The following is a 25,527-nucleotide window of genomic DNA, read 5'->3' as shown; positions in this document are numbered from 1 at the left end:
ATGAAAAAATTAGTTTTATCTTTTGTTGCATTATTGGCAGTAAATACGCAGGCATTAGCTAATGAAGATTGTTTTATTGCTCAGGAAAATGGAAAGATAGTGCAGCAAGAGGGGGCTTGTTCGCTGCACCAGGCTCCTTGTTCAACTTTTAAAATAGCAATTAGCTTGATGGGCTTTAATGAGGGGATTTTAATTGATGCTCATCATCCGGAATGGCCTTTTAAAGAAGGGTATGCTGATTATTTAGATGTCTGGAAACAGCCACAGAATCCAACGACTTGGATAAAAAATAGCTGTGTTTGGTACAGTCAGGTTATTACGCAAAAGCTGGGAATGGAGCGATTTAAGCAGTATGTGCAATCGTTTAATTATGGGAATGAGGATGTATCAGGGGATAAAGGTGCAAATAATGGATTAACCCGTGCCTGGTTATCCAGCTCGTTGCGCATTTCCCCGCAACAGCAAATGGCGTTTATAACCCACTTAGAGCAGGGAAAGCTACCTGTGAGTGCCCATGCGATCGCAATGACCAAAAAGATTTTATTGGCAGAAGAATTGCCAGGAAATTGGAAGTTATTTGGTAAAACTGGTTCGGGTTATTATTTGAATGATGATGGTTCGAAACAGTTAGATAAGCAAGTGGGTTGGTTTGTTGGCTGGGCTCAGAAAGAAAAACGCACCATTTATTTTGTGCAGTTTGTGGTGGAGAAGGATAATAAAGACTTTTCTACTGGTAGGCATGCGCGTGAGCAGGTGAGGCAAAAAATCATGGGCTTGATGTAATTAGAACGCATCACTCTGAGTTATGTAAATGTATCATTGCAAGTTTAGTGGAGCAACGCCGGCGCTATACACTGTTAAAACTCAGCTGGGTTGCTTCGCTGCACTCGCAATGATGGTTTATTTTTGCTCGATTCCCAAAATCATTTGTGCCAGGGACGATTATTATCGAACAGGCATTAGATAAATGGATTTACATTCTATGATTATGGGTTGTTCCATGTTGATTATGCACTACCACGCCCGGCCCGCCATGGCTATGCGTATTTCCACTGGGAAAATGACCAGACATATTTCCACCAGGATGGTGATGTACGTTTCCATTAGAAGGTGGGAATCCATTAAGTGGTCCATTGGGTACGTCCACATGTTGTCTTCCATCATGATGCACTCGTCCACCATGGTGGTGTCCGGTATGATGTACATGAACTGTGGGACGACTCCAGAAGCTGCTTCCCCAGCCACCATAAGTTGGGCCGTTTGGAACGACTCGTACTGTTGTATTACTATTGCCACCACAACTTCCGAGCAATGCTAAGAGGAAAACAGCTCCAATTGCCCCCATAATAAACATTGGAAGGATTGGGCTGGCTGCGGCAAATGTGGATGCAAACATCATATTGGTTGCTGCTAAGCCTGCGGCTGTTGCTGCTGTAGCGCCAAATTTTAGAACGGCAAGGGCTGCGATTGCTGTGGCTGCTAATGCTGCTGCCGTGATTCCTGCCATGCATTGCAGTAGGAAATAATTATTGGTTTGATGCTGTTGGCGTAACGGTTTTGCCATTTTTTCACCTCTTGTGTAATTAATCCGTTTAGAAATGTAACAGTTGTGTAAGCAAAAGGGAAGTATAATTTGGTAAGTGTTTATGCAATGATGTTAATGGATAGCCTAGTTGCTGATAACCCGGATACATATTGTTATAGTTTTCGTTTTCGGAAACCTGGTTGCACAGCAACCAGGTTACAATGGGGATTACTCGTCGTCATCCCAGCTTAGGGTTCCGCCAGCTTGGTATTCAATAACGCGGGTTTCAAAGAAGTTTTTCTCTTTTTTCAAATCCAACATTTCGCTCATCCATGGGAATGGATTTTCAGCACCAGGATATTGCTCTGGTAAACCGATTTGGCTTAGGCGACGGTTTGCAATGAAATGTAGGTATTCTTCAAACATTTCTGCGTTCATGCCTAAGATACCATGGGGCATAGTGTCTTTCGCGTATTGATATTCTAATTCAACGCCATGGCGAATCAGTTGAATAATTTCTTCTTTAAACTCTGGCGTCCATAGATGTGGGTTTTCAATTTTAATTTGGTTAATCACATCAATACCAAAGTTCATGTGCATGGACTCATCACGTAAAATGTATTGGAACTGTTCTGAGGTTCCTACCATTTTGTTACGACGACCCATAGAAAGAATTTGCGTAAAGCCAACATAGAAGAAAATACCTTCGAAAATCACATAGAACGCGATCAAGTCTCTTAGCAAGCGCTGATCATTTTCAATCGTTCCCGTATGGAAGGTTTCATCTCCTAAACTTTGAGTAAAGGGTAGAGCCCAAGATGCTTTTGTGGCCACTGATGGAATTTCACGGTACATGTTGAAGACTTCGGCTTCATCAAGTCCTAAACTTTCAATCACGTATTGATACGCATGGGTATGCAATGCCTCTTCGAAGGCTTGACGCAATAGATATTGGCGGCATTCCGGGTTAGTGATATGGCGATATACTGCTAGCACCAGGTTATTGGCAACCAAAGAGTCTGCGGTAGAGAAAAACCCTAGGTTACGTTTGATAATCAAACGTTCATCTTCTGTAAGACCATTAGGATCTTTCCATAAAGCCACGTCAGCGCTCATGTTAATTTCATTGGGCATCCAATGGTTTGCACAAGCAGCAAGGTACTTATCCCAGGCCCATTTATATTTAAATGGGACTAGCTGGTTTAAGTCCGCACGGCAATTAATAATTTGCTTGTCATCTACATGGATGCGAGCAGCACCCATTTCAAGAGATTCATAGCCTGTTGCACCTACAGTAGGAGCTGTTTTTTGTGTATCTAAGTTTTGCATTCATATTCTCCTAATTATTGGCAGGCTTCACAGTCTGGATCGAGTATGGAACATACTTTTGGCTGTTCATCACTGATAATTTTAACCGCATTTAACGCGCCATCAGTAATGGTGGATTTTTCAGCATTTGTTGCACCTAAACTACGTAAGTAATAAGTAGTCTTTAATCCACGTATCCAAGCATGCATGTACAGTTGATCCAGCTTTTTACCAGAAGGCTGAGCCATGTAGATATTGAGTGATTGCGCTTGATCGATCCATTTTTGGCGACGAGAGGCTGCATCCACTAACCACATTGGGTCAATTTCAAATGAAGTTGCATAGCGTGTTTTCAATTCAGCAGGAATACGGCTGATTGGCTGTACGCTACCATTGTAATATTTTAGGTCGTTAACCATTACTTCATCCCAAAGATCCAGTGCCTTTAAGTCAGCAACCAGATATGGGTTGATTACAGTAAACTCTCCGGAAAGGTTTGATTTCACATATAAGTTTTGGTACGTAGGCTCAATAGATTGCGCTACACCACAAATATTGGAAATTGTAGCTGTAGGGGCAATTGCCATCACATTTGAGTTACGCATACCTTGAGTACGTACTTTAATGCGTAATGATTCCCAATCCAGTCGTTGTGAACGGTCTTGCTCTAGGTATTTACTTCGAGCTTGTTGCAATAAATTAATGGAATCAATAGGCAGAATACCTTTGCTCCATAGCGAACCTTCATAACTTGAATAGCTACCGCGTTCTTTGGCTAAGTCGCAAGACGCTTCAATTGCATAGTAGCTGATTAACTCCATAGATGAGTCAGCAAATTCAACGGCTGCTTGAGATGCGTAATCAATTTTTAGCTCGTATAAGGCATCTTGGAAGCCCATTAAACCTAAACCAATTGGTCTATGCTTCAAGTTTGAGTTACGTGCTTGAGGTACTGAGTAGTAGTTGATATCGATTACGTTATCCAACATACGAATCGCGGTGGTGATCGTACGTTTTAATTTCTCTTTATCTAACTGACCATTCTTAATGTGCGCTGGTAAGTTAACACTACCCAGGTTACATACTGCAATTTCTTCTTCAGAAGTGTTCAGGGTAATTTCAGTACATAAATTCGAGCTGTGAACCACACCCGCATGCTGCTGTGGTGAACGTAAGTTACATGGATCTTTAAAGGTCATCCATGGATGGCCTGTTTCAAACAGCATGGAAAGCATTCGGCGCCATAATTTCACAGCAGGAAGCGTTTTGCTGTTTTTAATGATGCCTTGACGTGCTTTGGCTTCATACTCTTTATATAGCGCTTCAAATTCTTTACCATAGCAATCGTGGAGCTCGGGTACTTCATCAGGAGAGAATAACGTCCATTCTCCTTCTTCACGAACACGCATCATGAATAAATCTGGGATCCAAATTGCAGTATTCATATCATGAGTACGGCGACGGTCGTCCCCAGTATTTTTTCTTAGATCGAGAAACTCTTCTACGTCTTTATGCCAGCATTCTAAGTACGCACACACAGCACCTTTACGCTTACCACCTTGGTTTACCGCAACGGCTGTAGCATCGGCAACGTTTAAGAAAGGAACAACCCCCTGGGATTTACCATTGGTTCCTTTAATGTGAGAACCCATAGCACGCACCGGAGTCCAGTCGTTACCCAATCCGCCGGCAAATTTTGAAAGTAGGGCATTGTCTTTAATTGCACTGTAAATACCATCTAAATGATCGGGCACTGTTGTTAAATAACAGCTAGATAATTGTGGGCGAACAGTACCTGAGTTAAACAGCGTTGGCGTTGAAGACATGTAGTCAAAAGAAGAAAGTAACAAGTAGAACTCAATCGCTTTTTCTTCTTTATTTTGTTCACGCATTGCAAGACCCATAGCAACACGCATGAAAAAGGCCTGTGGTAATTCATAACGTACGCCATGCTCATGTAGGAAATAGCGGTCATATAATGTTTGCAGGCTTAAATAGGTAAATTGCATATCACGCTGAGGTAATAAGGCTTTACCTAGTTTATCTAAGTCAAAGTCAGCCATTTTGGCATCAAGTAGACCTTGATGGATACCATGACCAATATAAGTCTTAAAGTAGTCTGGATAAAGGGTTGCCATTTCGTCAAAGGTAGCATCTCCTTTAATGTTTAATTTGCTGAGTGCTTCCATACGCAAAGTATCTAATAACAAACGAGCACTTACATAGGTGTAGTTGGGTTCTTTTTCAATTAGAGTACGAGCTGCCATAATTAAGGCTTTATGTACGTCTTCAAATTTCGCTTGATTATAAAGATTGCGCATTGCATCTTTAATTACTGGTTCTGCAGTAACATGGGCCAAGTCGCGGCACGATTCGTTAACAATTGTATTCACACGCTCCATGTCTAATGGTCTTAATTCCCCATCAGGCATAGTAATTAATAGTGTTTTATTATCGCTAGCTTGTTGTTTAAGTTCCGCCTGGCGCGCAAGACGGTGTTCTTCGCGATAAAGTACATAGGCACGAGCAACTTTGTAATGACCACTGCGCATCAGCGCTAATTCAACTTGATCCTGAATATCTTCAATATGAATTGCACCACCAGTAGGTAAGCGGCGCTTAAATGCTTGGGTAATTTGACGAGTTAATTCTTCAATCTGTTCATGAATACGATCTGAAGTAGGAGCTGTACCACCTTCATTGGCGATAAATGCTTTGGTAATCGCAACTTTAATTTTAGAGTCATCGTAATTCACGACTTTGCCGTTACGTTTAATTGTTTTAAGCACACCTGGAGCATTAGCTGTCAATTCCAGTTGACTCGTTAGCGGCACATCATTTACCGGATCAAGAATTGCGGACATTTTTTCTCCACCTCGTATGGTTGTTATCAGTTGTCGAGCGAATTTTATTCACTATTAATTAGATTATAGCAGAAAACCCAATATGTAGATATTTTTCGCGCCTTAGATACAAGATAATGTGTTTTCATGTAGGGGTCAATAGAATAAATTGGGAGTATATTGTGGATAACTTGTGTGTTTTTATATTTTTTTATTGCTGTACAAATTTATCCCCTTAGGCGTAATCGGGACCACTGCGGATCCCGGATTGCGCTTCGCTCCATCCAGGCTACGATCTTACACAAGGGCGGCGATTCTATGCTTTTTTTACGATAATTGCATCACTAACATTCGAAAAACTATGGACGTTGAGTTTAAATGAGCCAATATGAGCATAAAGCTGACTTGAACTTCCACCATCGAGGTTGATGGCATCAACACAAGATAAAGGAGGGGCTTTTAGCAAACGCGCTAATTTGTTAGTAGACATGGCGGCATTGGTTGAAACGAGAATAATAACCTTTCCTTTGGCGGTAATGCCTAAGGCTGAGCGATCAGCTTCTCCTGGTTTCAATGAAGGAATTCTGCCTTTAACCAGTAATCGAGGCCCACTTTGCATAGCAAAGCTAATTGCATCATCATAACGGAAACGATTCAGGCTAGAAATATAAGCTTTATTTTGTTTAACATAGAAGACTCCCCACCAACTGATGCGTTTTAGAGGGTTTTCCAGGCGATAATCATTAATTCTTAATCCTAGAGGATTAAATAGGTGATCAAAAAAACCGCCATTAATGCTGAGCAAGGCTTGGCTGTGTACAGCAAACTGATCTGCTGACGCATTTTTGAGCGATAGGGATTTAGCGCTGACAATCGCCAGCTTATTTTTGTTAAGATCAATGCGAAATGCATAAATATGAGACCAGGGCGCGAGCAACCCTCCCGCAAGGTCTTTATATTCAATACCAGGGCTTAATTCTTGCCAATTTCCTGCCGAATACGCGTAAACTGGAGTCAACAGGCTGGCCAGAAAAAACAGCAAATAAAACAAAAATGATTTGTTTTCAGCATAATTATTGGTTTGCGAAGACATGTTATTGTATCCTTATTTGCATCATTCAACACCATGGAATTTTTTATGCAAATTAGAACGCAACATAACAATAGTGAAGTACATAAGTCAACAATAGAATTAACTCAATTGATGAATGACGTGCTGGAGCTTGCTAAAAAAGAGGGCGCAACGGATGCTGCGGTGGCCGTGAATAATGATCGCGGTTTTTCTGTCGATGTACGTATGGGCGCAGTAGAGACAGTAGCATTTAGCGAAGATAAAGGTGTTGGTCTAACGGTTTATATTGGTCAACGTAAAGGGGGGGCAAGCAGCACTGATATTTCACCGGCTGCGTTACATGCTATGGTTAAGGCTGCTTGTGATATTGCTCGTGTTAGCGCTGAAGATCCGTGTTTTGGTTTGGCTGATAAGGAATTAATGACTACCGAATATCCGGATTTGGATTTATACCATCCTTGGGACATTAACCCAGAGCAAGCTATTGAGTTAGCGATGAAGTGTGAATCACATGCTCTATCTTTAGATAAGCGCATTACCAATTCCGATGGTGTGAATGTTTCGAGCTATGAATCACATCATGGTTTTGCGAATACTAATGGGGGTTCAGGTTTTATTCACAGCACTCGCCATAGTTTAAGTTGCTCACTCATTGCTGCAGACGGTGAAGAAATGCAAAGGGACTATGATTATACAACAGTGCGAAATGCTAAAGATCTTATTGACCCCCACCTTATTGCGCGCAATGCGGTAGAGCGCGCTTTAAGCCGTTTAGGGGCTAAGCAGGTTGAAACACAAACAGTACCTGTTATTTTTTCCTCACGTGTATCTAGTGGATTATTTGGCAGCTTAATTAATGCGATTAGCGGTTCTAACTTATATCGCAAAAATACATTCCTATTAGATTCAATTGGCCAACAAATTTTTCCTGAGTTCATTAATGTTTACGAGCAGCCGCACTTGCCAGGAGCCTTAGGCAGCTCACCTTTTGATGGGGAGGGGGTTCCAACTCGTCCAAATCATATTATTGAAAAGGGCCGAGTAAAGCAGTATGTGTTAGGAAGTTATTCGGCACGTCGTTTGGGGTTAAAAACTACAGCCAATAGTGATGGTGTTCATAATTTAACTATTGACCCTACTGCAGGTGATCTTTCTGACTTGATGAAAAGGATGGGGACTGGCTTATTAGTTACGGAGCTAATGGGACAGGGTGTTAATGGAGTTACTGGTGATTATTCACGAGGAGCGAGTGGTTATTGGGTAGAAAATGGCGAAATTCAATTTCCTGTTGATGAGGTTACTATTGCAGGTAATTTAAAAGAAATGTTCCAGTCTATTCTTGCGGTGGGTAGTGATATTAATCCTAACATTGCGACACGCTGTGGCTCCATCTTAATTGGCAAAATGATGCTTGCTGGAAAATAAGCTAAGGCTTAAAGAAGTGAGGCAATCCAAGGTTCGGTGCTACCAACTCATGGGTTGCTTCGTCACTACGTTCCTCGCAATTGCGAACGTAGAGAAACAACCCAGGGTTCTGTGCCACGGGCTTCTAAGCTGCTTCGTTATTTCGTCCCTCAATATTTAGATTTTCTTTTCTATGTTAAATCCTCACCTCCCATCGCGCATAAATCATTGTTAGTATAAAAACTTGCTTTGTTGGTTCAATACTCTACTATTTTAATATATAAGGACATGAATGGAGTCGGTATGCGCAATCTAATTCTCGCAATGTTATTAATGATTAATGTTGCGTATGCAGATGAGATTGTTGGCTTTACAGCCTTTGAAAATGGAGATTATACGACTGCCTATCCTCATTTGATGAAAGCAGCCCGCGATGGGAAGGCCGAAGCAATGTATTTAGTAGGGCGTATGTACCAATATGGGCAGGGAATTAATAAAAACCCCACCGAAGCATTAACCTGGTATCAAAAATCAGCAGATAAAAATTATGCATTAGCTCAATTAAGTCTAGGATTTTTATATGATTTAGGCGAAGGTGTGAAGCAGAATTTTGGCGAAGCGTTCAAATGGTATATGAAGGCTGCGCAGCAAGGCAATCCGGTGGCGCAACGTAACGTAGGATTAATGTATTCTACAGGGGATGGTGTTAAACAGAACTTTAAAACTGCATTATTATGGTTTAAAAAATCCGCCCAACAAGGCTATGTCAAGGCTCAAGTCAATCTTGCCTATGCTTATATTATGGGTATTGGTACAGAGAAAAATGTAAATCAGGCTCTTTATTGGTATCAAAAAGCAGGAGAGCAAGGAGATGCGCGAGCGCAGTACAGCCTCGGGTTACTTTATACAGGGCAACAAGCCGGTGTGGCCGCAGATGATAGCTCCGCTTTTTATTGGTTTTCCCAGGCTGCGAATCAAGGTCATACTAAAGCAGCAGACTATTTAGCTTATTATTATCTCAATGGACTTGGCGTTGAGGCAGATGCGCAAAAGGCTGCTTATTGGTATCAAGTTGCCGCTCAAGCAGGAGAAGCTGATGCTCAAGCCCAACTAGGCCAATTATTATTGACCGGAACTGGAATAGATAAAGATTACGAACAGGCTGCTTATTGGTTTACAAAATCTGCTGCTCAAGGTAATCCGATGGGGCAGGCAAAGTTAGGGTATATGTATTTGGCAGGCCTTGGGGTAGAAAAGAACTGGGTTACCGCTTATGCCTGGTATAAGTTAGCATCCAATGGTAAATACCCTACAGCGGTTAAAGAACTAAAGCAGTTAAAAGGTAAATTATCCGAGCAGGATTTAAAAGAGGCTGATAAATTAGTGAAGAAGTTTACACCTGAGCCGCCAAAGGATGAAGAAGATAAAAAATAGTTCGTACTGGGATGTATCCAAATCATTGCGATGATAATAACCAAATAGGTATTAAAAATACAGGAGCTTAGGGCGAAGGAGTCTGGATAGAGCACGAATTAATACGTGTTTCACAGAATATCCCTCGCTGTTTATGCCTCATATCCCTATATTTTTGAAGTTATTTCGAAATATAAGGTACTAATCCATATCGCTGATCATAAGCTTCTTGCGCCTCAGCAGAGAGATCTCTCACCTCGGATAACACCTCTCCGGGTAAATGTTGGAAAAAACTCAGTCCTTTTCCTTTTGCGCCTTCATGGCGAATTTTCTTAACCATCAGCTCATTATTTAATTTTTGCATTCGCTCGTTAACTTCGCTAGATAAGCGGTGTTCCATTAATAAGGGTAGGGAGAATGTATGAACAGAGCTTTGAATAACTTGCTGTACATTACGCTCAGGGGTTTCTTGTTTTAAAATTACTGAGTCCGCTAGTTCTGTTTCAGTTAAGGCGATAGCATAAGGACCAACAAAAAAGGAGTCTCCATGAATCACATTACTGCCAATCTTCATGGTATATCCAAATGGTATTTCAAAGGCAGCAAAATCAAAAGAGCCGTCATGTCGATCGACGCCTAAAATTAATGCCCCCTTACAGTCAGGAGATAAGGGTGTGAACACATGAGGGAAGGGATGAGTTTCTACAAATAAACCGCCACCCCCTTGCAGTTTCATAACATAATTTTGAATGTAATCGGGATCCCAATCGTATTGAACGAGATAGAGATTTTCTAGCTCCTCATCGTCTACAGCATCCAAAGTAAACGATTCACTAAGCGGGATAAGCTCGGCTCCATATTTTTCTAGAAATTTGGCAGGCACAGCTAATGCACTCATTTTAGGAATATCAACGATTTTTACACTAGGAGGAATTAGCAAAACGCCTAAATTGCCAAAAACACTGGCATTACGCCCACTTTTGGCTGTTTCTTCACTTTTGTTTTTCCATGATGCTTTTATTGTTAGCTCTTGGGGGGCAGTTATATGAATGCTGCCACTTCGATCAGGCAAAAGCTCTTCAGGAATTCCTGTTGCTTCCAGCATATTAATAGTTGTTCCTGCTTTCAGTATGGCATGGGCTTGAGTTGCTTTCATTAAAGGTTTGCTGCCTTCTACATCCGGATCTCGCCTATCAACCATGGTTGCTTTTAAACCTTTCGTATGCTCCTGCGCAATATTGTCAGGTATTTTACTTTTCATGCATAAAGCACATCGGCAGATATCGCTGTGTAGTTTCGGTTGGCTTGATCTTCCGTTTCCAGTTGGCTCGTATAAAGTTTTCATAATAAGTCTCACTTTATAGATTAATAGAGATGTGATTATAAATTGAGCAATATATATAAATTATAGACTGGAGATGGAAGTTGTTTAGATACATCAATCCCGCTGGTAGGGGAAAAGGGATTATTTTTAGATAAGAGGAAAGATTTATTGATTGTTTTTAATTCGATTAATTAAACCACGTAACACTACGCCGGGGCCAATCTCTTCAAAATCATGCTCCCCTAAGGCAAGTAAGTATTCAACTCCCTGAGTCCAACGTACAGGATGGCTTATTTGTTCTGTTAAATTTTGACGGATATTGCTCTCCTTGTACGGCATGGCGTTAATGTTTGCGATTACAGGCGTTTTAGGGGCTGAAAAGTTAAACTGCTGTAAAAACTCAGCAAATTGGTTTCTGGCATCGTTCATTTCTGATGAGTGGAAAGCACCACTTACATTAAGTGGAATATAGAGGGTTCTCTTATAATTTTTAAAAATCTCTCCTGCTTGATCAATTAGTTGCTTGGGGCCTGAGATGACAATTTGGGTGTAGGAGTTGTAACTAGCAATTGACAGTGCTGTTAAATGATTTTCGTGCAAAATTTGCTCAACTTCTTCTTCTTTTTTGCCAATAATGGCTGCCATAGAACCATTATTTACAGCACTCATTAATTCCCCACGTTTTTTAACAATTCGTAGTCCAGTCGCAAAATCAAATACTCCTGAAGCAAATAGCGCGTTGTATTCTCCCAAACTATGCCCCATAAGAAAGTCGGGTTGTTTATCATTTTCCTGTAGCTTTTTTAAGAAGGATAGGACGTTTACAGTAAATAGTGCTGGTTGGGTATATAGGGTATTATTGAGTACTTTTTGCGGATCTTCCAAGCATAATTGGGTAAGGGAATATCCCAGAATTTCATCGGCCTCTTTAGTTAGCTGGATAAAATCCTTAAATAAGTCCTTTCCCATTCCTAAAGATTGAGAGCCCTGTCCTGGGAATACATACGTCGTCATTAGTTCTCCAGAGCAAATGATTTGCGTTATGTAAGATATTTATCAAAGTGTAGTATAAAAATTTTACATAAGGCCCTTTAGATTTGCACTTCTTTTAAGACAGATAAAACGTGTCCAGAGGAGTGAAGGCTCTCCAGCATCTGGCTTGTATCTGCAAAGGAGGGCCTTGATTATTTTTGGAAATAACATAAAGAAGTTACTCAGCGGCAAGCTGTGTCAGACCAAACCTCACGGGCTCATTTCCGCATCTTCAGATTCAGGCTTATCATTCGCTAAGTTATTATCTGTACGGTTTGTTGTCGAGTTGAAGAAGGAAAAAGTTGTTTGCGCGAAGGATGGCAATGGATTTAATTGCCTGTCTCCAAGCATTTGCTCCAGAGTAACTCCATGGTCTTCATTATCCGAATTAGTAGGGGCTGCTCTTAAGTCAATTGCTGCCTGTGGTTGCTGGGCTCTGAGTGTTTGCAATAACTCGATTTGATTGTGTTTGACTAGCCACCAAGCCAAAGTAATCCCATGGTCTTCATTATCGAGGTGAGTGGGGGCTGCATTTAAATTAACGACTTCATGTTGTTGGTTAATAAGCGCTTTTAATAACTCGATTCGATTGTGTTTAGCAAGCCACCAAGCTAGCGTAATTCCATGATGAAGGTGACGAGATTGGGTTGGTTTAGCATTTAGATCAAGGACCGTTTCAAGATGACGACCCCCAAGTGTTTGTAATAAATCAATTTTATTATGGCCGGCAAGCATCCAACCTAGGGTTATGCCATGATCCGGGCTATCGGGATCAGGAGGGAAGATATTCAAATCGAAGATTGTGTGGGGTTGTTCGGCTATAAGCTCTTGTAATAGCTCTATATCATGAGAAGCAAGCCACCAGGCTACGGGGATCCCATAATACTGACCATTATGTTGCATTGGCGCTCCACTTAAATCAACGCGTGATTGTGGCTGTAAGTTTCTAAGATATTTCAGATAATCAATTTGATTGTTTGCAACAAGCCACCAAGCCAGGGTGATTCCATAGCAGGAATGCTCAGGGTTAGTTGGTGCTGCATTTAAATCAATGACTAGGTCTGGTTGCAGGCCTCTAAACTTTTCCAGTAAATTAATCCGGTTAACTCGGGCAAGCAGCCAAGCTAAGGTGATCCCATGATCTTGATGATTGTCGTCGCACGGCGTTATATTTAAGTCAATGGAAATTTGTGGTTCGAGAGCTCTACGTTTTTTTAGTAAGTCTATTTGATTATATTGAATAAGTAACCAATAAAAAGGTACTGTAGAACCCTCATTCTCTGGCCAAGGTGAATCCAGGGTAAAACTCGAACACCAAGGACTTGAAAAAACCTTATTTGTAAGGGTGATTTTTTGGGGAGATTTGCGTACAAGCTGGAGTAACTCATTAATGAGAGGGTAATGTTTTAAATAGGCACATTGCTGCATCCACTTAATAAATGCTGGGGCATAATTAGTTAACCAGGGGAGCCGCTCCGTAGGTAGGTTTAGGCTATTAAGCTTATGGAGGTAATTAGCTAAATGTTCCCTCTCGACTTCTCTCAGTATTATTAGATTGTCCGTTTTGTATGGTATTGCTGCATTAGGATTAATAGCCGTTAAAAGCCAGGAGCCGTGGTAGTACTCTTTGATGAAATTTTGCCACTCTTGGCTGGAGCTAAATAAGAGACTTAATTCTTCAACAGAAAATGTTTCCAATAAGGAAGGGCATTTTTGGACCATTTCAAGTAAATTAATTGATTGGGAAGTCATGATGTCCTTTCAGTTAAAAATTAATATTTAAAATATAAAAATTTAATAAATTTTAATATCGTAAATATGAGAAGTCTTGTTGCATTATTTATTTTGCTTTTGTTCTCAAGTATTTACCTTGAGGGGGCGGGAGTTTAGCGTGACGTGTTTTATTTTGTCAATTTATTCAATAAAAAAAGTAACTTACATAAATTTGGGCGGCGCGATAAAAAATGAGGCATTTTTAAGGTGAGGGAAGCCTTCTTTAACAAAAAGCAGCTTGGTGTGTTGCCTTATTGCTATTTTGAACTTTAAAAAACATTAAAACTTTCACGAAGGATACTGACTGTTATTTTTCCTTTTTTATCGCGATTTCTTTTAAGCAAGGTATATACCGTAAAGTTAAAATTTTCTATGGATGCATGGGCCACACTAAGAAAATAAGCACTTTCCAGAGTAACTTGGTCGTTAGCGACATTCATTTTTTTTAATAAATCATTTGCCTTTTCTATACGCTTAAAACCATTTTTTCCCCGAAGTTCAAGTAACTCATTAACTCTTTGTTCATTCATCGTATTGTTTAGTGACATTAGGACTTGTTTGGAAGCAGTATTAATATTGATGGCGGTTAAATCAGGCAATGCGGTAACATAGGGTTGTAATGCCAAAAAGATTTTCGGGCTTACATCTTTAATTAAACGAAGCTCAGAGCTACTGGTCATTAATTGACGGCTGGGGTGATAAGGGGGTTTTTGATGGAGGTAATAAGAAAGAAAGCTATCTTCGCCAACCCCAAGATCATAAGGGGATACCCAATTATTAATTGCTAAAGCCAACCCCATTTTTTCAGTCGCAGTCATCTGCGCTGCCGTGGCACCAATAAAATTAACAAAACCTAATATATATTTTTTATTCGATAGATTATTGAGGTTAAAGCGGCCTTGTAAATCATAAATTCCACCACTTAGAGTGACGGAAGGGTAAATTGTACTCATATTTTTAGGGTAGGAAAGGACCATCCCTTCAACATCGGCAACAGCAAATTTTTTCTTAGCATCTCCTAGCTCACTCATTGCCCAAAAAGCGACTGCTTGAGAGGCAAAATACAGTTTATCGTGATTGATAATAAGACGCGTGCGGTAAATATCAACTTGCAGCCTCGAGCTCATAGCAGTTGCCACAATAGCTACCAAGGTCATAATGAACAAGGCAGTTAGCAAAGCACCACCACGTGATTTTGATAGAGTCATTCGTGCCGACAACTTAGGGGATAAATTAACTGCTGGCATAAAGTGCTCCAGGAATGATAAATAATAAATTAAGCTCACCTAGCTTTTTCACATTAAGATTTACCTGCACTGCCTTAGGTAATGATTCTTTATTTTGATCCTGATTCACCGCATCAGTTCGCCATTCAGGAAATACCTGTAAACTCTGGTTTAAATAACCAAAATGACAATCACTCAAGTGGGTAAGAAGCACTTTATCCGCATAGGTATTCCTATCAAATGGATCTAAACTATCCCAAGTTCGGCGCAGCAATGTGCCATTTTCGCAAACCAACGCGACTCGTTTGAGGGTGCTGCGTTTTTCTAAACCTCCAGGATTTACATCACCATCTCGGGTGAACTCTAAATAATCCGGACGGCCAATAAAGATGGGGAATAACCGCATGTCATTTCCACGAATTGCACGTTCGGCTGTTTGGCTAATATCTTGCTGAACGATGCTCATTGCAAGTTGTAAGGAGCTTAGGCGTTCACTTTGCTCATTAACACGAGTGCGGGTATTAAAGGCATAATATAAAGTAGAGGAAGTAATTGAAGCCATAATCGCGAACACTGCTAAGGCAATTAAAATTTCAATGAGTGTAAATCCTGATTCTTTGTTCATGGCGCGTACCTAAATGCGTGCAATTCCTCTCGAAATGGTCCAGCTTTTTCCGTACTAACGGATATAGTGATAAGTTGTATGGTTTTTACTGGGGTCGTACTGATTTTTGCACGCCAATACCAATGTTCACCCAGCATCGTTGTATCCTGAGTGGTTTCCTGACTTTGGTTAATTTGCAATAGGCCTAATTGCACCATAGCAATACCTTGCATTGCGACCCAATGGCTGATGGTTTTTTCTTTAATACGTTGTGTATGTTCTACGTTCTGAGCAATTGCTTTCAGCAATGCCGTTAATGCTACCGCAATAATGGTAAGCGCTAACAAAACCTCAATTAAGGTAAACCCAGAAGCTTTGCGGTGCATTCTCATTTGGTATTCGCCGCCTTAAGTTTCAAATCTCCATTACGAGTGCCAGTAAGGACTACAAGCTGACCTTCCTTCGTACTACCAAAACTTATAGTAAAAGGCGTCATATCACCCGAGGCCGTGATGATAATGGGAGGAGTTCCTATAGTGGTGCGATGAGATGCATTCAATGTAATTAAGGTATTATGTGGAAAATTAATTATCTTAAAAATTCCCTTATTCGACATGGGGCTCCATTGAGAACCTTGTAATTGCAGAACCTGGTAACTCTTACTATCAATGCGCAAGCCTAAGGTGCTTGTTTCTAAAATAGCTTGTTGTTGGGCAAGGCGCATCGTGTTTACTAATTGCTCTGCAGCAAATTGAATGCGCTTACTTTCACCGAAATCACCAAATGCGATTAAGGCAAAACCAACGGTAATGCCTATAATCACAATGACGATCATAATTTCAATAAGGGTGAAACCTCGATTATTTCTCATCCCAGTTACCAATTTCTGCATTGATGCCAGTACCGCCGGGTTGGCCTTCAGCTCCATAGGTAAAGACGTCTACATCACCATGCTGACCAGGATTCAAATAAAGGTAATCTCTATTCCATGGATCTTTAGGAAGTGATTTTAAATATTGTTTCCAATTATGAGGAATGGGATTAGACGTTGGCTTTTCTACTAATGCCATTAAACCTTGGTCCGTGGTTGGGTAATTGCCATTATCCAATTTATATAAATCCAGGGCATTTTGAATCGCGAGAACGTCTTGTTTTGCTTTGACTCGGCGAGCTTCATCCGGACGACCCATAATTTTGGGTACAACAATGGAGGCCAAAATACCTAAAATGACCACAACCACCATAATTTCAATTAAGGAAAAACCTTTTTGTCTGTTCATGTTACTCCTGCTATTTAATAAAGGCTAAATTGAGTGAAAATCCTTTTCTATGTTATCAATTGTTCCATCGAGAAAATAGGTAATAATGTTGCTAAAACGATAAATAGAACAACTGCTCCCATCAATAAGATAACTAAAGGCTCTAATAAGGTTAATGAGGTATCAATAAGACGTTTTACTTCATTATCTAAGTGACTGGCAGAACGTTCCATCATTGATGAAAGTTGTCCGCTTTTTTCTCCACTGGATATTAAATGGATGGCCATAGGACTAATAAAGCCTGTTTCTCTAAGGGCTTCACTTATTCCTGAGCCCTCACGTACCTTAATAGTTGCTGCATCGAAAGCTTGTCTCATTACTAAGTTTGTTACCAGACTTGCAGAAACGCGCATGGTTTCCAAAACGCTGACCCCTGCGGCAAATAAAATACCGAAAGTGTGAATGTAGCGAGCGACGTTAATGGTTTTTACTAAATAGGAAACAATGGGTAATTTAAGCAGCAAACGATGCCAAACAGTTTTAACCTTTATATTGTTCAGGCTTTTCTTAAAGGCATAAAGAATCAAAATAACGCCAAGTAACGCGTATAAACCATAGGATTTTACGAAATTGCTGATACTAATTAATACCTCAGTCATCCCGGGTAGGGTTTGTCCGCTACTGGTGAATACCTCAATAATTTTAGGAACCACAAAGCTTAGCAAAAAGGAAATAATGCCTATAGAAACGAGAATCATAATCGCTGGATAGATCAACGCTTGTTGGACTTTCTGGCGAGTTTGTTGTTGGTTTTCCGTATAATCTGCAAGTTTTTCCAGGACTACATCGAGGTGCCCTGTTTGCTCTCCAGCACCTACCGTAGAGCGGTATAATTCAGGAAATGCCTGAGGGTATTGGGACATTGCCTGCGCTAAACCATAACCTTCCAATACTTTGGCTCGTACTCCGATAATAAGCTCGCGCACTTTATCTTTTTCAGTTTGTTCACTGACTCCGCGCAAGGATTCTTCAACAGGAATTCCTGCGGCTAATAAGGTAGCTAACTGGCGAGTAAATAGGGAAAGATCGGCGGCTGAGATTTTGCCCTTGCTGCTGCCACTACTACCGGATCGTTGTTGGGTTAGCACCTGAATATGGGTGGGAATCAATCCTTGATCACGTAATAATTGGCGTGCATGGCGTTCTGAGTCGGCTTCCAGCACTCCTTTACTTGTGCTGCCATTTTTTTTTAACGCTTGATATTGATAAGCACCCATTATTTTATGGTTTAACTAATGTAAAACTATAGAGTCTAATCTATTGGGTTTAATAAGTCACTTAAGGTACACTATGTTCAGACTATCCTGGAGAATGATAAATGAGCAAAAAAGCACTACTTGAGGCAATTAAGGAACATGATGCCAAGTTTATAGATCTACGATTTACAGACATACGAGGAAAAGAGCAGCACATTACTGTTCCTATTTCTTGTGTGGATGATGATTTAATTGAAAATGGTAAAATGATTGATGGCTCTTCATTCAAAGGTTGGCAAAAAATTCATCAATCAGATTTAGCCTTAATTCCCGATATGGAAACAATTAAATTTGATCCCTTCTTTCAAGATAATACTTTATTTATCCGTTGTGATGTGGTCGATCCTAAAACAATGATGGGCTATGAGCGTTGCCCCAGATCCTTGGCAAAACGTGCAGAAGCTTATTTACAATCTACAGGTATTGCAGACCAGGCATTCTTTGGACCAGAGCCAGAGTTCTTTATATTCGATAGCGTGCAATGGCAAACAAGTATTTCTGGATCTTTTTATAAAATTGATTCGGAAGAGGCTGAGTGGAGTTCATCTAAAGAGATGGAGGGTGGAAATATTGGTCATCGTCCTTCAATAAAAGGTGGTTATTTCCCTGTTCCACCAGTTGATTCATCACATGACATCCGTTCTGCTATGTGCTTAACGCTTGAGTCACTTGGTGAAGTAGTGGAAGCACATCATCACGAAGTAGCAACAGCAAATCAATGCGAATTAGCAACTCGTTTTAGCTCATTAACCGATAAAGCGGACCGATTACAGATTTTAAAATATGTAATTCATAATGTAGCTCACAATTATGGGAAAACTGCTACGTTTATGCCTAAACCTCTAGTAGGGGATAATGGAAGTGGTATGCATTGCCACCAGTCTTTAGCTAAAGATGGGCAAAACTTATTCTCTGGCGATCAATATGCCGGACTTTCTGAAATGGCCTTGTATTACATTGGCGGTATCATTAAGCATGCACGTGCATTAAATGCATTTACAAACCCATCAACAAACAGCTACAAACGTCTTGTTCCTGGTTTTGAAGCTCCGGTGTTATTAGCTTATTCGGCAAGGAACCGTTCTGCGGCAATTCGTATTCCTCATGTAAGTAGTCCTAAGGCCCGCCGTATTGAAGTGCGTTTCCCTGATCCTACTGCGAACCCCTATCTTGCATTTTCAGCGATGATGATGGCTGGCTTAGATGGTATTCAAAACAAGATTCATCCAGGTCAACCTATGGATAAAGATCTTTATGATTTACCACCAGAAGAGTTAGTCGACGTACCTACAGTGAGCGCCTCACTGGAGCAAGCTATAGATAGCTTGGCAGCTGATCATGAATTCTTATTACAAGGTGATGTGTTTTCTCGTGATTTTATTAATAACTACATCAACATGAAAAGAGAAGAAATTTCTAAAATCAGAAGCTTAACTCACCCATATGAGTTTGAGTTGTATTACAGCTTGTAATAGGGCATAGGCTGGGTGTAAGCCCAGCAAATATCGTTCGTGTTAAGTCTGGTCACGTAGGATCAAATCTTAGTTTATTACATCCAGGTACTAAAAATGCTAATTTTATTATCGCCAGCAAAAAAATTATTAAAAACCGAAAAACCCTATTCTGGAAACATTTCAAAGCCATTATTTCCAGAACAAACTAGGACTTTAGTTGAATTAATGAAGTCCAAATCAGTTGAGGACATTGCTGCGTTAATGGATTTATCTAAAGACTTAGCTACCTTGAATTTTGCGCGCTACCAAGAGTTTGTTTTTGATGGACATTCCCCCCATGCTTACCCAGCATTATTTTTATTTCAAGGTGATGTTTATCAAGGGTTACAGGCCGATACTTGGAAGCCTGAAACAGTGACTTATGCTCAATCTCATTTGCGAATTTTGTCCGGGCTTTACGGCTTATTAAATCCCTTAGATAGCATTCAACCCTATCGACTGGAAATGGGGGTACGCCTAACAAACCCTGCCGGTAAATCATTATATGATTTTTGGCAGAGCACCATTGCTGAAACCCTGAATCAGCAGTTGGCATCCCAGAAAAATCCGGCAGTAATCAACCTTGCCTCGACTGAATATTTTAAAGCAGTAAATGAAAAAAAATTAAACTATCCTGTTATTACCATAAATTTCTACGAGCATAAAAATAATCAGCTTAAAATGATTGGCATTCATGCTAAAAAGGCACGTGGGGTAATGGCAAAATATTTAATGGAGCATCAAATTGATACTCTTGAAGGAATTAAACAATTTAATGAGTTAGGTTATGAATTCCACCAAGCTAACTCTTCAGCAACACATTTTGATTTTGTTCGCCGCTAAGCCTTATGTGGAATTTATCAAGCCGTACTCATCTTTTAAATCATTTCCCAAAGCAAGATGTTACTTGCTATGCCAAAAGAGACGATGAGTTAGGCTGTGGCATTAGCGGCTCTAAATTACGTAAATATGCGGCACTAATGCCCTATCTTATTAAGCAAGGAATTAAACATTTACTCATTATTGCAGGTCCTCAGTCCAACAATTTGCTGGCCGCATTACAATTAGCGCGAGAGTTTAATTTAAAGGTTACCGCATTTCTTATTAAACCTTGGAAGTTAGAACGAACTGGTAACTTTAAATTGAGTTCTCTTTTTTTAGAGGAACAAGAAATTATTTGGGTAACTCGTGAAGATTGGACGCAGGTAAATGAACTGGCCCAAAATTACTTAAGCACATTGGATGAGCCTGGCTTCGTTTTGCTGGAGGGGGCCAGTGTGCCTCAAGCTATGGATGGAGCAATGAGTCTTGCCCAAGATATTCGAGAAAATGAAGTCCATTTAAACAGTCATTTTCAGCATATTTTTATTGATGCAGGAACAGGCTTTTCCGCTGCAGCCCTAATAAAAGGATTATCACTGTTAGAGCATCGAGCACAAGTGCATGTGTTGTTACTTGCGGATGATGAGGAAGCTTTTAAATCTAAATTAAATTCATGGCTTAATTTTGACCCTATAAATTATGACTGTTTTTATCCAACTACAGCGAAAGCCTTTGGTTCAGTTAATCAGACTATAAAAAACGAAATCAAGCGTTTGGCGCGAGAAGAGGGGATTTTGGCTGATCCAATTTATGCGGCAAAATTATTTTATGAAGCAAGAAAGGTTATTGAACGCAATGCACTTAAAGGAAATGTGCTCATTATCCATTCAGGCGGGACCCTAACAATGCCTAATTTTGTTTATTGACCCTTGAAATTTTGAAATAAAGCCTTATATGACCAAAATAACAAGTACATATAGGAGATTTTAGATGGTCGGTAAGCAGCAAACAATGGGCTTTCAAACTGAAGTGAAGCAAATGTTGCACTTAGTAGTGCATTCACTTTATAGCAACAAAGAAATCTTTTTAAGAGAGCTAATTTCTAATGCTTCAGATGCCTTAGATAAATTAAGATTTTTAGCTTTATCTGATAGTTCTTTGTTTGAAAATGATTCTGATTTAAAGATCAGTATTGATGTTAATGAGAAATTGAAAACCATAACAATTACCGATAACGGTATTGGCTTAAGCTGGGATGAGGCGGTTGCTAATTTAGGTACTATTGCTAAATCTGGTACTAAAGAATTCATGAGCCAATTAACCGGAGAAAATGCGAAAGATTCACAGTTAATTGGACAATTTGGAGTTGGATTTTATTCCGCATTTATTGTAGCTGATAAAGTTACTGTTAAAAGCCGACGTGCTGGCCTAAAACCCGAGGAGGGTATTGTTTGGGAATCCAATGGTGAAGGCGAATTCTCCATCGCTTCTGAAACCAAAGCAACGCGCGGTACTGAAATTACTCTGCATATTAAGGCTGAGGATGATGAGTTCCTCAGTGATTGGCGCATTCGTAACATCATAAGCAAATACTCAGACCATATTTGCTGGCCAATTGTGATGAAAAAACGTGGCGAAGAGAATAAAGAAAGCAATGAGCTCGAAACAGTGAATAAGGCTACTGCGCTTTGGACAATGCAAAAATCAGAAATTACTGATGAAGATTATAAGTTACTTTATAAACATATTTCTCATGACTTCCAAGATCCATTAACTTGGTCCCATAATCATGTAGAAGGTAAAAATGATTATATTTCATTATTATACATTCCTGCTCATGCGCCTTACGACTTATGGCAACATGAGAGCAAACATGGTTTGAAGCTTTATGTAAAACGCGTTTTTATTATGGATGACGCGACACAATTCTTGCCAAGATATTTACGCTTTATCAAAGGGATTGTTGATGCCAGTGATTTACCGCTGAACGTATCGCGAGAAATTTTACAAGACAATAAGCAAGTTGAAAGTATACGTGCGGCATGTACTAAGCGTGTTTTATCAATGCTCGAAAAAATGAGCACCCAAGATAAAGAAACCTATCAGAAATTCTGGAATGAATTTGGTTTAGTACTAAAAGAAGGCCCTGTTGAAGATTATGCAAATCGTGACGCGATTGCTAAATTATTGCGTTTTGCGACGACAAAATCCGCTTCTGAAAAACAAGAGGTGACCCTTGAAGAATACGTTAGCCGTATGAAAGAAGGGCAAGATAAGATTTATTATATCACTGCATCAAGCTACAACGCGGCCAAGCATAGCCCACATCTGGAAATATTTAATAAGAAAGGAATTGAGGTGCTATTACTCAGCGACCGTATTGATGAGTGGTTGGTTGGTTACCTGAGTGAGTTTGAAGGTAAAAAGCTGCAATCTATTTCTAAAGGTAAGATAGAGCTAGGTGATGAGTCTGAAGAGCAAATCAAAGAGCAAGAAAAAACTTTAGAGCCTATGTTGAAGCATATTAAAAAGGTTCTGGATAGCAAAGTTAAAGATGTTTTATTAACGAACCGTTTAACTGATTCTCCTGCATGTATTGTCGCTGATGAACAAGATATGAACCTGGAAATGCAGCGTATTCTTCAGGCTGCCGGACAACAGATCCCAGAAAGTAAACCTGTCTTTGAAATTAACCCAGAACATGCCTTAATAAAACGCTTACATGATATTCAGGATGATAGCCTTTTTGAGTTATGGGTAACCATGCTGTTTGAACAAGCAGTTTTGGCTGAGGGTGGCCAATTAGATAATCCAGCTGATTTTATTGGTCGAGTCAATAAACTGTTAGTTTTATCTTAAATATGTCTGGTTGCTTGCAACTGTCTCTTGCCCCATATCCTCCTACGTCTCGCAAACAATATGCGTGACGTAAGGAGGGATAACAAGACTGGAAGAGTCAGTGGCTTGCAATCAGATTTTGTAAGCCTTCACGCTGTATGTATTCTATTAAAATTAAATAAAAAACTGCTGTCATTGCGAACAAATTGAAGCAACCCAGTACTGAGTCTTAATGAAGTAACGTACTGATTGTTTCGCCATGGTTCGCAATGACGAAATTTACATATATCATGAACGATTACAGATTTTTAGGTTATCTAATAATCCATTTTATAGTTTGTGAAAATACTGGGTTAGAACCGAAAATTAAGTTCGTCTGTTTCTGACTTACTGTCATATGAATCACTAAATAGGCAATCATCTAGCTCCGATGTTGTGGATGAGCTTGGTGTAGGATAAATGTTGCTTATGGTATTAACTCCCTCTGCTCTGCTTATGAAAAGTTGTCGTTTTTTTTGTAAATCGGCAATCTCTTGCTTTATTCTCTCTATTTTTAAAAGAGTATTATTTATCGTTATTTTTAGTTCGGGTATAGTCGTTTTTTCTAAAGTAATGATTTGCAAAGTTTGGGTGGATATTTTTTGTGAATTCATTTCGATACTAATTTGGTTTTGCTTGAATTGGTATTTATCCGAATTATTCTGGGCAGTATAAATTAACGAAGTAACGAATAGTCCCAAAGTTGCAGCTGCACATAATGCTGAAGGAGTAAAAAATATAAGTTCCAGGCCGCCAATAAAGGCTAGAAGGGCGGTTATAAGTGTTAGCAGGAGTATGCCTGCACCAATTTTGAGAAGTTGGTTTCTATCTTGCAGACGTTCGCTAATTGTTTGGGTAAGTCTTTTATTGTCTTCATCAAAGCGTGAATTTTGATTTGTGAGCATGGGGTTAGCACGTTGCAGGTTAAGCAGTTCTTCCTCACATTCACTGAGGAGATTTTCTCCATTTCGTTTAACGTGCTGTTCAGTCGTTAATGCTAACTGCCTTTCTTGAATTTCACTCGCAACGTTAAGACTTTCATGCATATACCGTGCAATCTGTTCTAAAGCGGCCATTTCGCCAAAATTTAAAAGAAGTTTTTTATCATTTATGGCATTAAGAAGACAAAAAATGTATTCCTTATAAGAAAATTTTGCTGCTTTCTCTAATGTTTGTTCGCTTTCAGCATCTTTTTGAACATTAAATTCTCGCATGAGCTTAAGTAATGATGTGTAGTTTTTAGCTGAAAGTTGTGCCTGGATCGGTTCTTTGTTTATACGCGCGCGTTCACGCAATTCACGCTCACTCTGGCGTTGCATACGAGCTTGTGCTATTTGAGGAATCTCATAGTTAAGTTTGTGATTCGCAGCCCCTATTCTTTGAATTAGTTTTTCAATTTTATTGCTGCAATCTGTTAGCTTTTCCAAGGCAACCTTATACTGAGTTTCCATTAGATCTTTTTGTAATATTAATTGGCTTTGTGCTTCAGCAGGTATGGAGGAGAGTACGGTAATTGGTGCTTTATTGGTGAGTGTTGGATATAGATGAGAGTGGCCATCGACCTGATTTGTATTTTCATGCTCATGAAAGTGAGCTGGGCTTTTATTTGGAGGTTCATTATTTATATAGTTACGTACCACGCCAGGAGGCTGGTTATGTTCATAAGAGGATTGATTTGTTTTATATTGGTTAATTTGTTCCGATAGAATATTTATTAATGGCTTCAGATTATTAAGAAGCTCCTCTTGTTTGTTTTTTTCTTGCCGCAGAAATTCAAGCTCATCAGCCATAGAAGTAAGTTCTCTATTTAATTTGGCGCATTGGAGTCTTTCTATTTCTGCTTCTTTTGTATCGCGCTTATTTTCTTCGATATCTTGCTCATGCTGTCGTGCACAAGCCAGGAGCATTTGCTGGCTAATGTATGTTCTTTTTTCATGTTCAGCCAGTTGGACTATATGGATTTTAACCTGTTCTAAGATAGTTGCAAGTGCTTGCTGCTCCAGACAATGCTGGCGCAGGGTAGAATAACTTGCCAGGCTTAGATAAGCGTAGGTTTTTTTATGAATTAATTCGATAATCTTATCATCAGATAGCATAGTAGCACTCCCAATATTCTCAGGATGTATTTTATACAATCATATTAAGTAGTCAACAAATAGTTCATCTGGATATAAGAAAGGTCCAATAATCGGACCTTTCATTAAGTGCTGTTTTCTTTCTCTGAAAAAGAAACAGA

Annotated in this window: 21 protein-coding genes; 7 read left to right on the top strand and 14 right to left on the bottom strand. The window is 39.8% G+C overall.

Annotated features, from left to right (window positions below):
• The gene (blaOXA, locus tag BN3124_RS13695; protein ID WP_058535339.1) at positions 1 to 783 is read left to right on the top strand and encodes a class D beta-lactamase; all 783 of its coding nucleotides are present in this window, start codon (positions 1 to 3) and stop codon (positions 781 to 783) included.
• Positions 784 to 973: 190 nt separating this feature from the next.
• Here the strand turns inward: blaOXA and BN3124_RS13690 are convergent, their stop codons facing one another.
• From BN3124_RS13690 to BN3124_RS13675, 4 genes are all read right to left on the bottom strand, one after another.
• Entirely contained in the window at positions 974 to 1,564 is a 591-nt protein-coding gene (locus BN3124_RS13690) for a hypothetical protein (protein ID WP_058535338.1), read from the bottom strand.
• Positions 1,565 to 1,753: 189 nt separating this feature from the next.
• The gene (locus BN3124_RS13685) at positions 1,754 to 2,854 is read right to left on the bottom strand and encodes a ribonucleotide-diphosphate reductase subunit beta (protein WP_058535337.1); all 1,101 of its coding nucleotides are present in this window, start codon (positions 2,852 to 2,854) and stop codon (positions 1,754 to 1,756) included.
• A 14-nt stretch (positions 2,855 to 2,868) separates the two neighbouring features.
• Positions 2,869 to 5,697: a ribonucleoside-diphosphate reductase subunit alpha gene (locus BN3124_RS13680; protein WP_058535336.1), complete on the bottom strand. Its 2,829-nt coding sequence runs from the start codon at positions 5,695 to 5,697 to the stop codon at positions 2,869 to 2,871.
• A 295-nt stretch (positions 5,698 to 5,992) separates the two neighbouring features.
• Positions 5,993 to 6,769 carry a phosphodiester glycosidase family protein gene (locus BN3124_RS13675; protein ID WP_058535335.1) on the bottom strand — a complete coding sequence of 259 codons (777 nt, stop codon included), beginning with the start codon at positions 6,767 to 6,769 and terminating at the stop codon, positions 5,993 to 5,995.
• Between the two features lie 45 nt (positions 6,770 to 6,814).
• On the opposite strand from BN3124_RS13675, the gene pmbA reads away from it, so the two are divergent.
• Both pmbA and BN3124_RS13665 read left to right on the top strand, forming a co-directional pair.
• Positions 6,815 to 8,173: a metalloprotease PmbA gene (gene pmbA, locus BN3124_RS13670; RefSeq protein WP_058535334.1), complete on the top strand. Its 1,359-nt coding sequence runs from the start codon at positions 6,815 to 6,817 to the stop codon at positions 8,171 to 8,173.
• Positions 8,174 to 8,455: 282 nt separating this feature from the next.
• Positions 8,456 to 9,586, top strand: coding sequence for a tetratricopeptide repeat protein (locus tag BN3124_RS13665; protein WP_058535333.1), 1,131 nt, complete (start codon positions 8,456 to 8,458; stop codon positions 9,584 to 9,586).
• 160 nt (positions 9,587 to 9,746) lie between these two features.
• Here BN3124_RS13665 and BN3124_RS13660 read toward each other — a convergent pair whose 3' ends face one another.
• The 9 genes from BN3124_RS13660 to lspF form a co-directional block, all read right to left on the bottom strand.
• The gene (locus tag BN3124_RS13660) at positions 9,747 to 10,910 is read right to left on the bottom strand and encodes a hypothetical protein (protein WP_058535332.1); all 1,164 of its coding nucleotides are present in this window, start codon (positions 10,908 to 10,910) and stop codon (positions 9,747 to 9,749) included.
• Positions 10,911 to 11,054: 144 nt separating this feature from the next.
• On the bottom strand, positions 11,055 to 11,903 hold the full coding sequence (gene fabD / locus BN3124_RS13655) for an ACP S-malonyltransferase (protein ID WP_058535331.1): 849 nt from the start codon (positions 11,901 to 11,903) through the stop codon (positions 11,055 to 11,057).
• Between the two features lie 228 nt (positions 11,904 to 12,131).
• Entirely contained in the window at positions 12,132 to 13,673 is a 1,542-nt protein-coding gene (locus BN3124_RS13650) for a hypothetical protein (protein ID WP_058535330.1), read from the bottom strand.
• 290 nt (positions 13,674 to 13,963) lie between these two features.
• The gene (gene gspK, locus BN3124_RS13645; protein ID WP_058535329.1) at positions 13,964 to 14,941 is read right to left on the bottom strand and encodes a type II secretion system minor pseudopilin GspK; all 978 of its coding nucleotides are present in this window, start codon (positions 14,939 to 14,941) and stop codon (positions 13,964 to 13,966) included.
• Positions 14,928 to 15,545 carry a GspJ family T2SS minor pseudopilin variant LspJ gene (gene lspJ / locus BN3124_RS13640; protein WP_058535328.1) on the bottom strand — a complete coding sequence of 206 codons (618 nt, stop codon included), beginning with the start codon at positions 15,543 to 15,545 and terminating at the stop codon, positions 14,928 to 14,930. The genes gspK and lspJ overlap by 14 nt, the downstream gene beginning before the upstream one ends.
• The gene (gene lspI / locus BN3124_RS13635; protein WP_058535327.1) at positions 15,542 to 15,916 is read right to left on the bottom strand and encodes a GspI family T2SS minor pseudopilin variant LspI; all 375 of its coding nucleotides are present in this window, start codon (positions 15,914 to 15,916) and stop codon (positions 15,542 to 15,544) included. The genes lspJ and lspI overlap by 4 nt, the downstream gene beginning before the upstream one ends.
• Entirely contained in the window at positions 15,913 to 16,395 is a 483-nt protein-coding gene (gspH, locus tag BN3124_RS13630) for a type II secretion system minor pseudopilin GspH (protein ID WP_058535326.1), read from the bottom strand. Before gspH ends, lspI begins: the two co-directional genes overlap by 4 nt.
• Positions 16,385 to 16,804, bottom strand: coding sequence for a GspG family T2SS major pseudopilin variant LspG (gene lspG, locus BN3124_RS13625; RefSeq protein ID WP_058535325.1), 420 nt, complete (start codon positions 16,802 to 16,804; stop codon positions 16,385 to 16,387). Before lspG ends, gspH begins: the two co-directional genes overlap by 11 nt.
• Before the next feature lie 47 nt (positions 16,805 to 16,851).
• Positions 16,852 to 18,060: a GspF family T2SS innner membrane protein variant LspF gene (lspF, locus tag BN3124_RS13620; protein ID WP_058535324.1), complete on the bottom strand. Its 1,209-nt coding sequence runs from the start codon at positions 18,058 to 18,060 to the stop codon at positions 16,852 to 16,854.
• A gap of 101 nt (positions 18,061 to 18,161) precedes the next feature.
• On the opposite strand from lspF, the gene glnA reads away from it, so the two are divergent.
• From glnA to htpG, 4 genes are all read left to right on the top strand, one after another.
• Complete coding sequence (glnA, locus tag BN3124_RS13615; protein ID WP_058535323.1) at positions 18,162 to 19,571, top strand: type I glutamate--ammonia ligase; 1,410 nt, start codon at positions 18,162 to 18,164, stop codon at positions 19,569 to 19,571.
• A 96-nt stretch (positions 19,572 to 19,667) separates the two neighbouring features.
• Positions 19,668 to 20,435 (top strand): peroxide stress protein YaaA, encoded by a 768-nt coding sequence (gene yaaA, locus BN3124_RS13610; RefSeq protein WP_058535322.1) that lies wholly within the window; start codon positions 19,668 to 19,670, stop codon positions 20,433 to 20,435.
• A gap of 5 nt (positions 20,436 to 20,440) precedes the next feature.
• Positions 20,441 to 21,340, top strand: coding sequence for a pyridoxal-phosphate dependent enzyme (locus BN3124_RS13605; protein ID WP_058535321.1), 900 nt, complete (start codon positions 20,441 to 20,443; stop codon positions 21,338 to 21,340).
• A gap of 64 nt (positions 21,341 to 21,404) precedes the next feature.
• A complete protein-coding gene (htpG, locus tag BN3124_RS13600; RefSeq protein ID WP_058535320.1) occupies positions 21,405 to 23,273 on the top strand; it encodes a molecular chaperone HtpG in 1,869 nt (622 codons plus the stop codon).
• Positions 23,274 to 23,605: 332 nt separating this feature from the next.
• Here the strand turns inward: htpG and BN3124_RS13595 are convergent, their stop codons facing one another.
• Positions 23,606 to 25,387, bottom strand: a complete 1,782-nt coding sequence (locus BN3124_RS13595) for a DUF4200 domain-containing protein (RefSeq protein WP_058535319.1) — start codon at positions 25,385 to 25,387, stop codon at positions 23,606 to 23,608.
• Between the last annotated feature and the right edge of the window lie 140 nt (positions 25,388 to 25,527).

It is taken from the genome of Legionella saoudiensis (assembly GCF_001465875.1).
Classification (GTDB): Bacteria; Pseudomonadota; Gammaproteobacteria; order Legionellales; family Legionellaceae; genus Legionella; species Legionella saoudiensis.
Note: the sequence above shows the minus strand (reverse complement) of the source record. Positions and strands in the feature narration are given on the sequence as shown.

Bases quoted from the DNA above. Each gene is read 5' to 3' on its own strand.
- BN3124_RS13595 (WP_058535319.1), bottom strand. From the start codon at position 25,387: ATGCTATCTGATGATAAGATTATCGAATTAATTCATAAAAAAACCTAC.
- BN3124_RS13605 (WP_058535321.1), top strand. From the start codon at position 20,441: ATGTGGAATTTATCAAGCCGTACTCATCTTTTAAATCATTTCCCAAAG.
- BN3124_RS13660 (WP_058535332.1), bottom strand. From the start codon at position 10,910: ATGAAAACTTTATACGAGCCAACTGGAAACGGAAGATCAAGCCAACCG.
- lspF (WP_058535324.1), bottom strand. From the start codon at position 18,060: ATGGGTGCTTATCAATATCAAGCGTTAAAAAAAAATGGCAGCACAAGT.
- gspK (WP_058535329.1), bottom strand. From the start codon at position 14,941: ATGCCAGCAGTTAATTTATCCCCTAAGTTGTCGGCACGAATGACTCTA.
- pmbA (WP_058535334.1), top strand. From the start codon at position 6,815: ATGCAAATTAGAACGCAACATAACAATAGTGAAGTACATAAGTCAACA.
- yaaA (WP_058535322.1), top strand. From the start codon at position 19,668: ATGCTAATTTTATTATCGCCAGCAAAAAAATTATTAAAAACCGAAAAA.
- fabD (WP_058535331.1), bottom strand. From the start codon at position 11,903: ATGACGACGTATGTATTCCCAGGACAGGGCTCTCAATCTTTAGGAATG.
- BN3124_RS13685 (WP_058535337.1), bottom strand. From the start codon at position 2,854: ATGCAAAACTTAGATACACAAAAAACAGCTCCTACTGTAGGTGCAACA.
- lspI (WP_058535327.1), bottom strand. From the start codon at position 15,916: ATGAGAATGCACCGCAAAGCTTCTGGGTTTACCTTAATTGAGGTTTTG.
- BN3124_RS13665 (WP_058535333.1), top strand. From the start codon at position 8,456: ATGCGCAATCTAATTCTCGCAATGTTATTAATGATTAATGTTGCGTAT.
- BN3124_RS13675 (WP_058535335.1), bottom strand. From the start codon at position 6,769: ATGTCTTCGCAAACCAATAATTATGCTGAAAACAAATCATTTTTGTTT.
- gspH (WP_058535326.1), bottom strand. From the start codon at position 16,395: ATGAGAAATAATCGAGGTTTCACCCTTATTGAAATTATGATCGTCATT.
- BN3124_RS13650 (WP_058535330.1), bottom strand. From the start codon at position 13,673: ATGACTTCCCAATCAATTAATTTACTTGAAATGGTCCAAAAATGCCCT.
- blaOXA (WP_058535339.1), top strand. From the start codon at position 1: ATGAAAAAATTAGTTTTATCTTTTGTTGCATTATTGGCAGTAAATACG.
- lspG (WP_058535325.1), bottom strand. From the start codon at position 16,804: ATGAACAGACAAAAAGGTTTTTCCTTAATTGAAATTATGGTGGTTGTG.
- htpG (WP_058535320.1), top strand. From the start codon at position 21,405: ATGGTCGGTAAGCAGCAAACAATGGGCTTTCAAACTGAAGTGAAGCAA.
- lspJ (WP_058535328.1), bottom strand. From the start codon at position 15,545: ATGAACAAAGAATCAGGATTTACACTCATTGAAATTTTAATTGCCTTA.
- BN3124_RS13690 (WP_058535338.1), bottom strand. From the start codon at position 1,564: ATGGCAAAACCGTTACGCCAACAGCATCAAACCAATAATTATTTCCTA.
- BN3124_RS13680 (WP_058535336.1), bottom strand. From the start codon at position 5,697: ATGTCCGCAATTCTTGATCCGGTAAATGATGTGCCGCTAACGAGTCAA.
- glnA (WP_058535323.1), top strand. From the start codon at position 18,162: ATGAGCAAAAAAGCACTACTTGAGGCAATTAAGGAACATGATGCCAAG.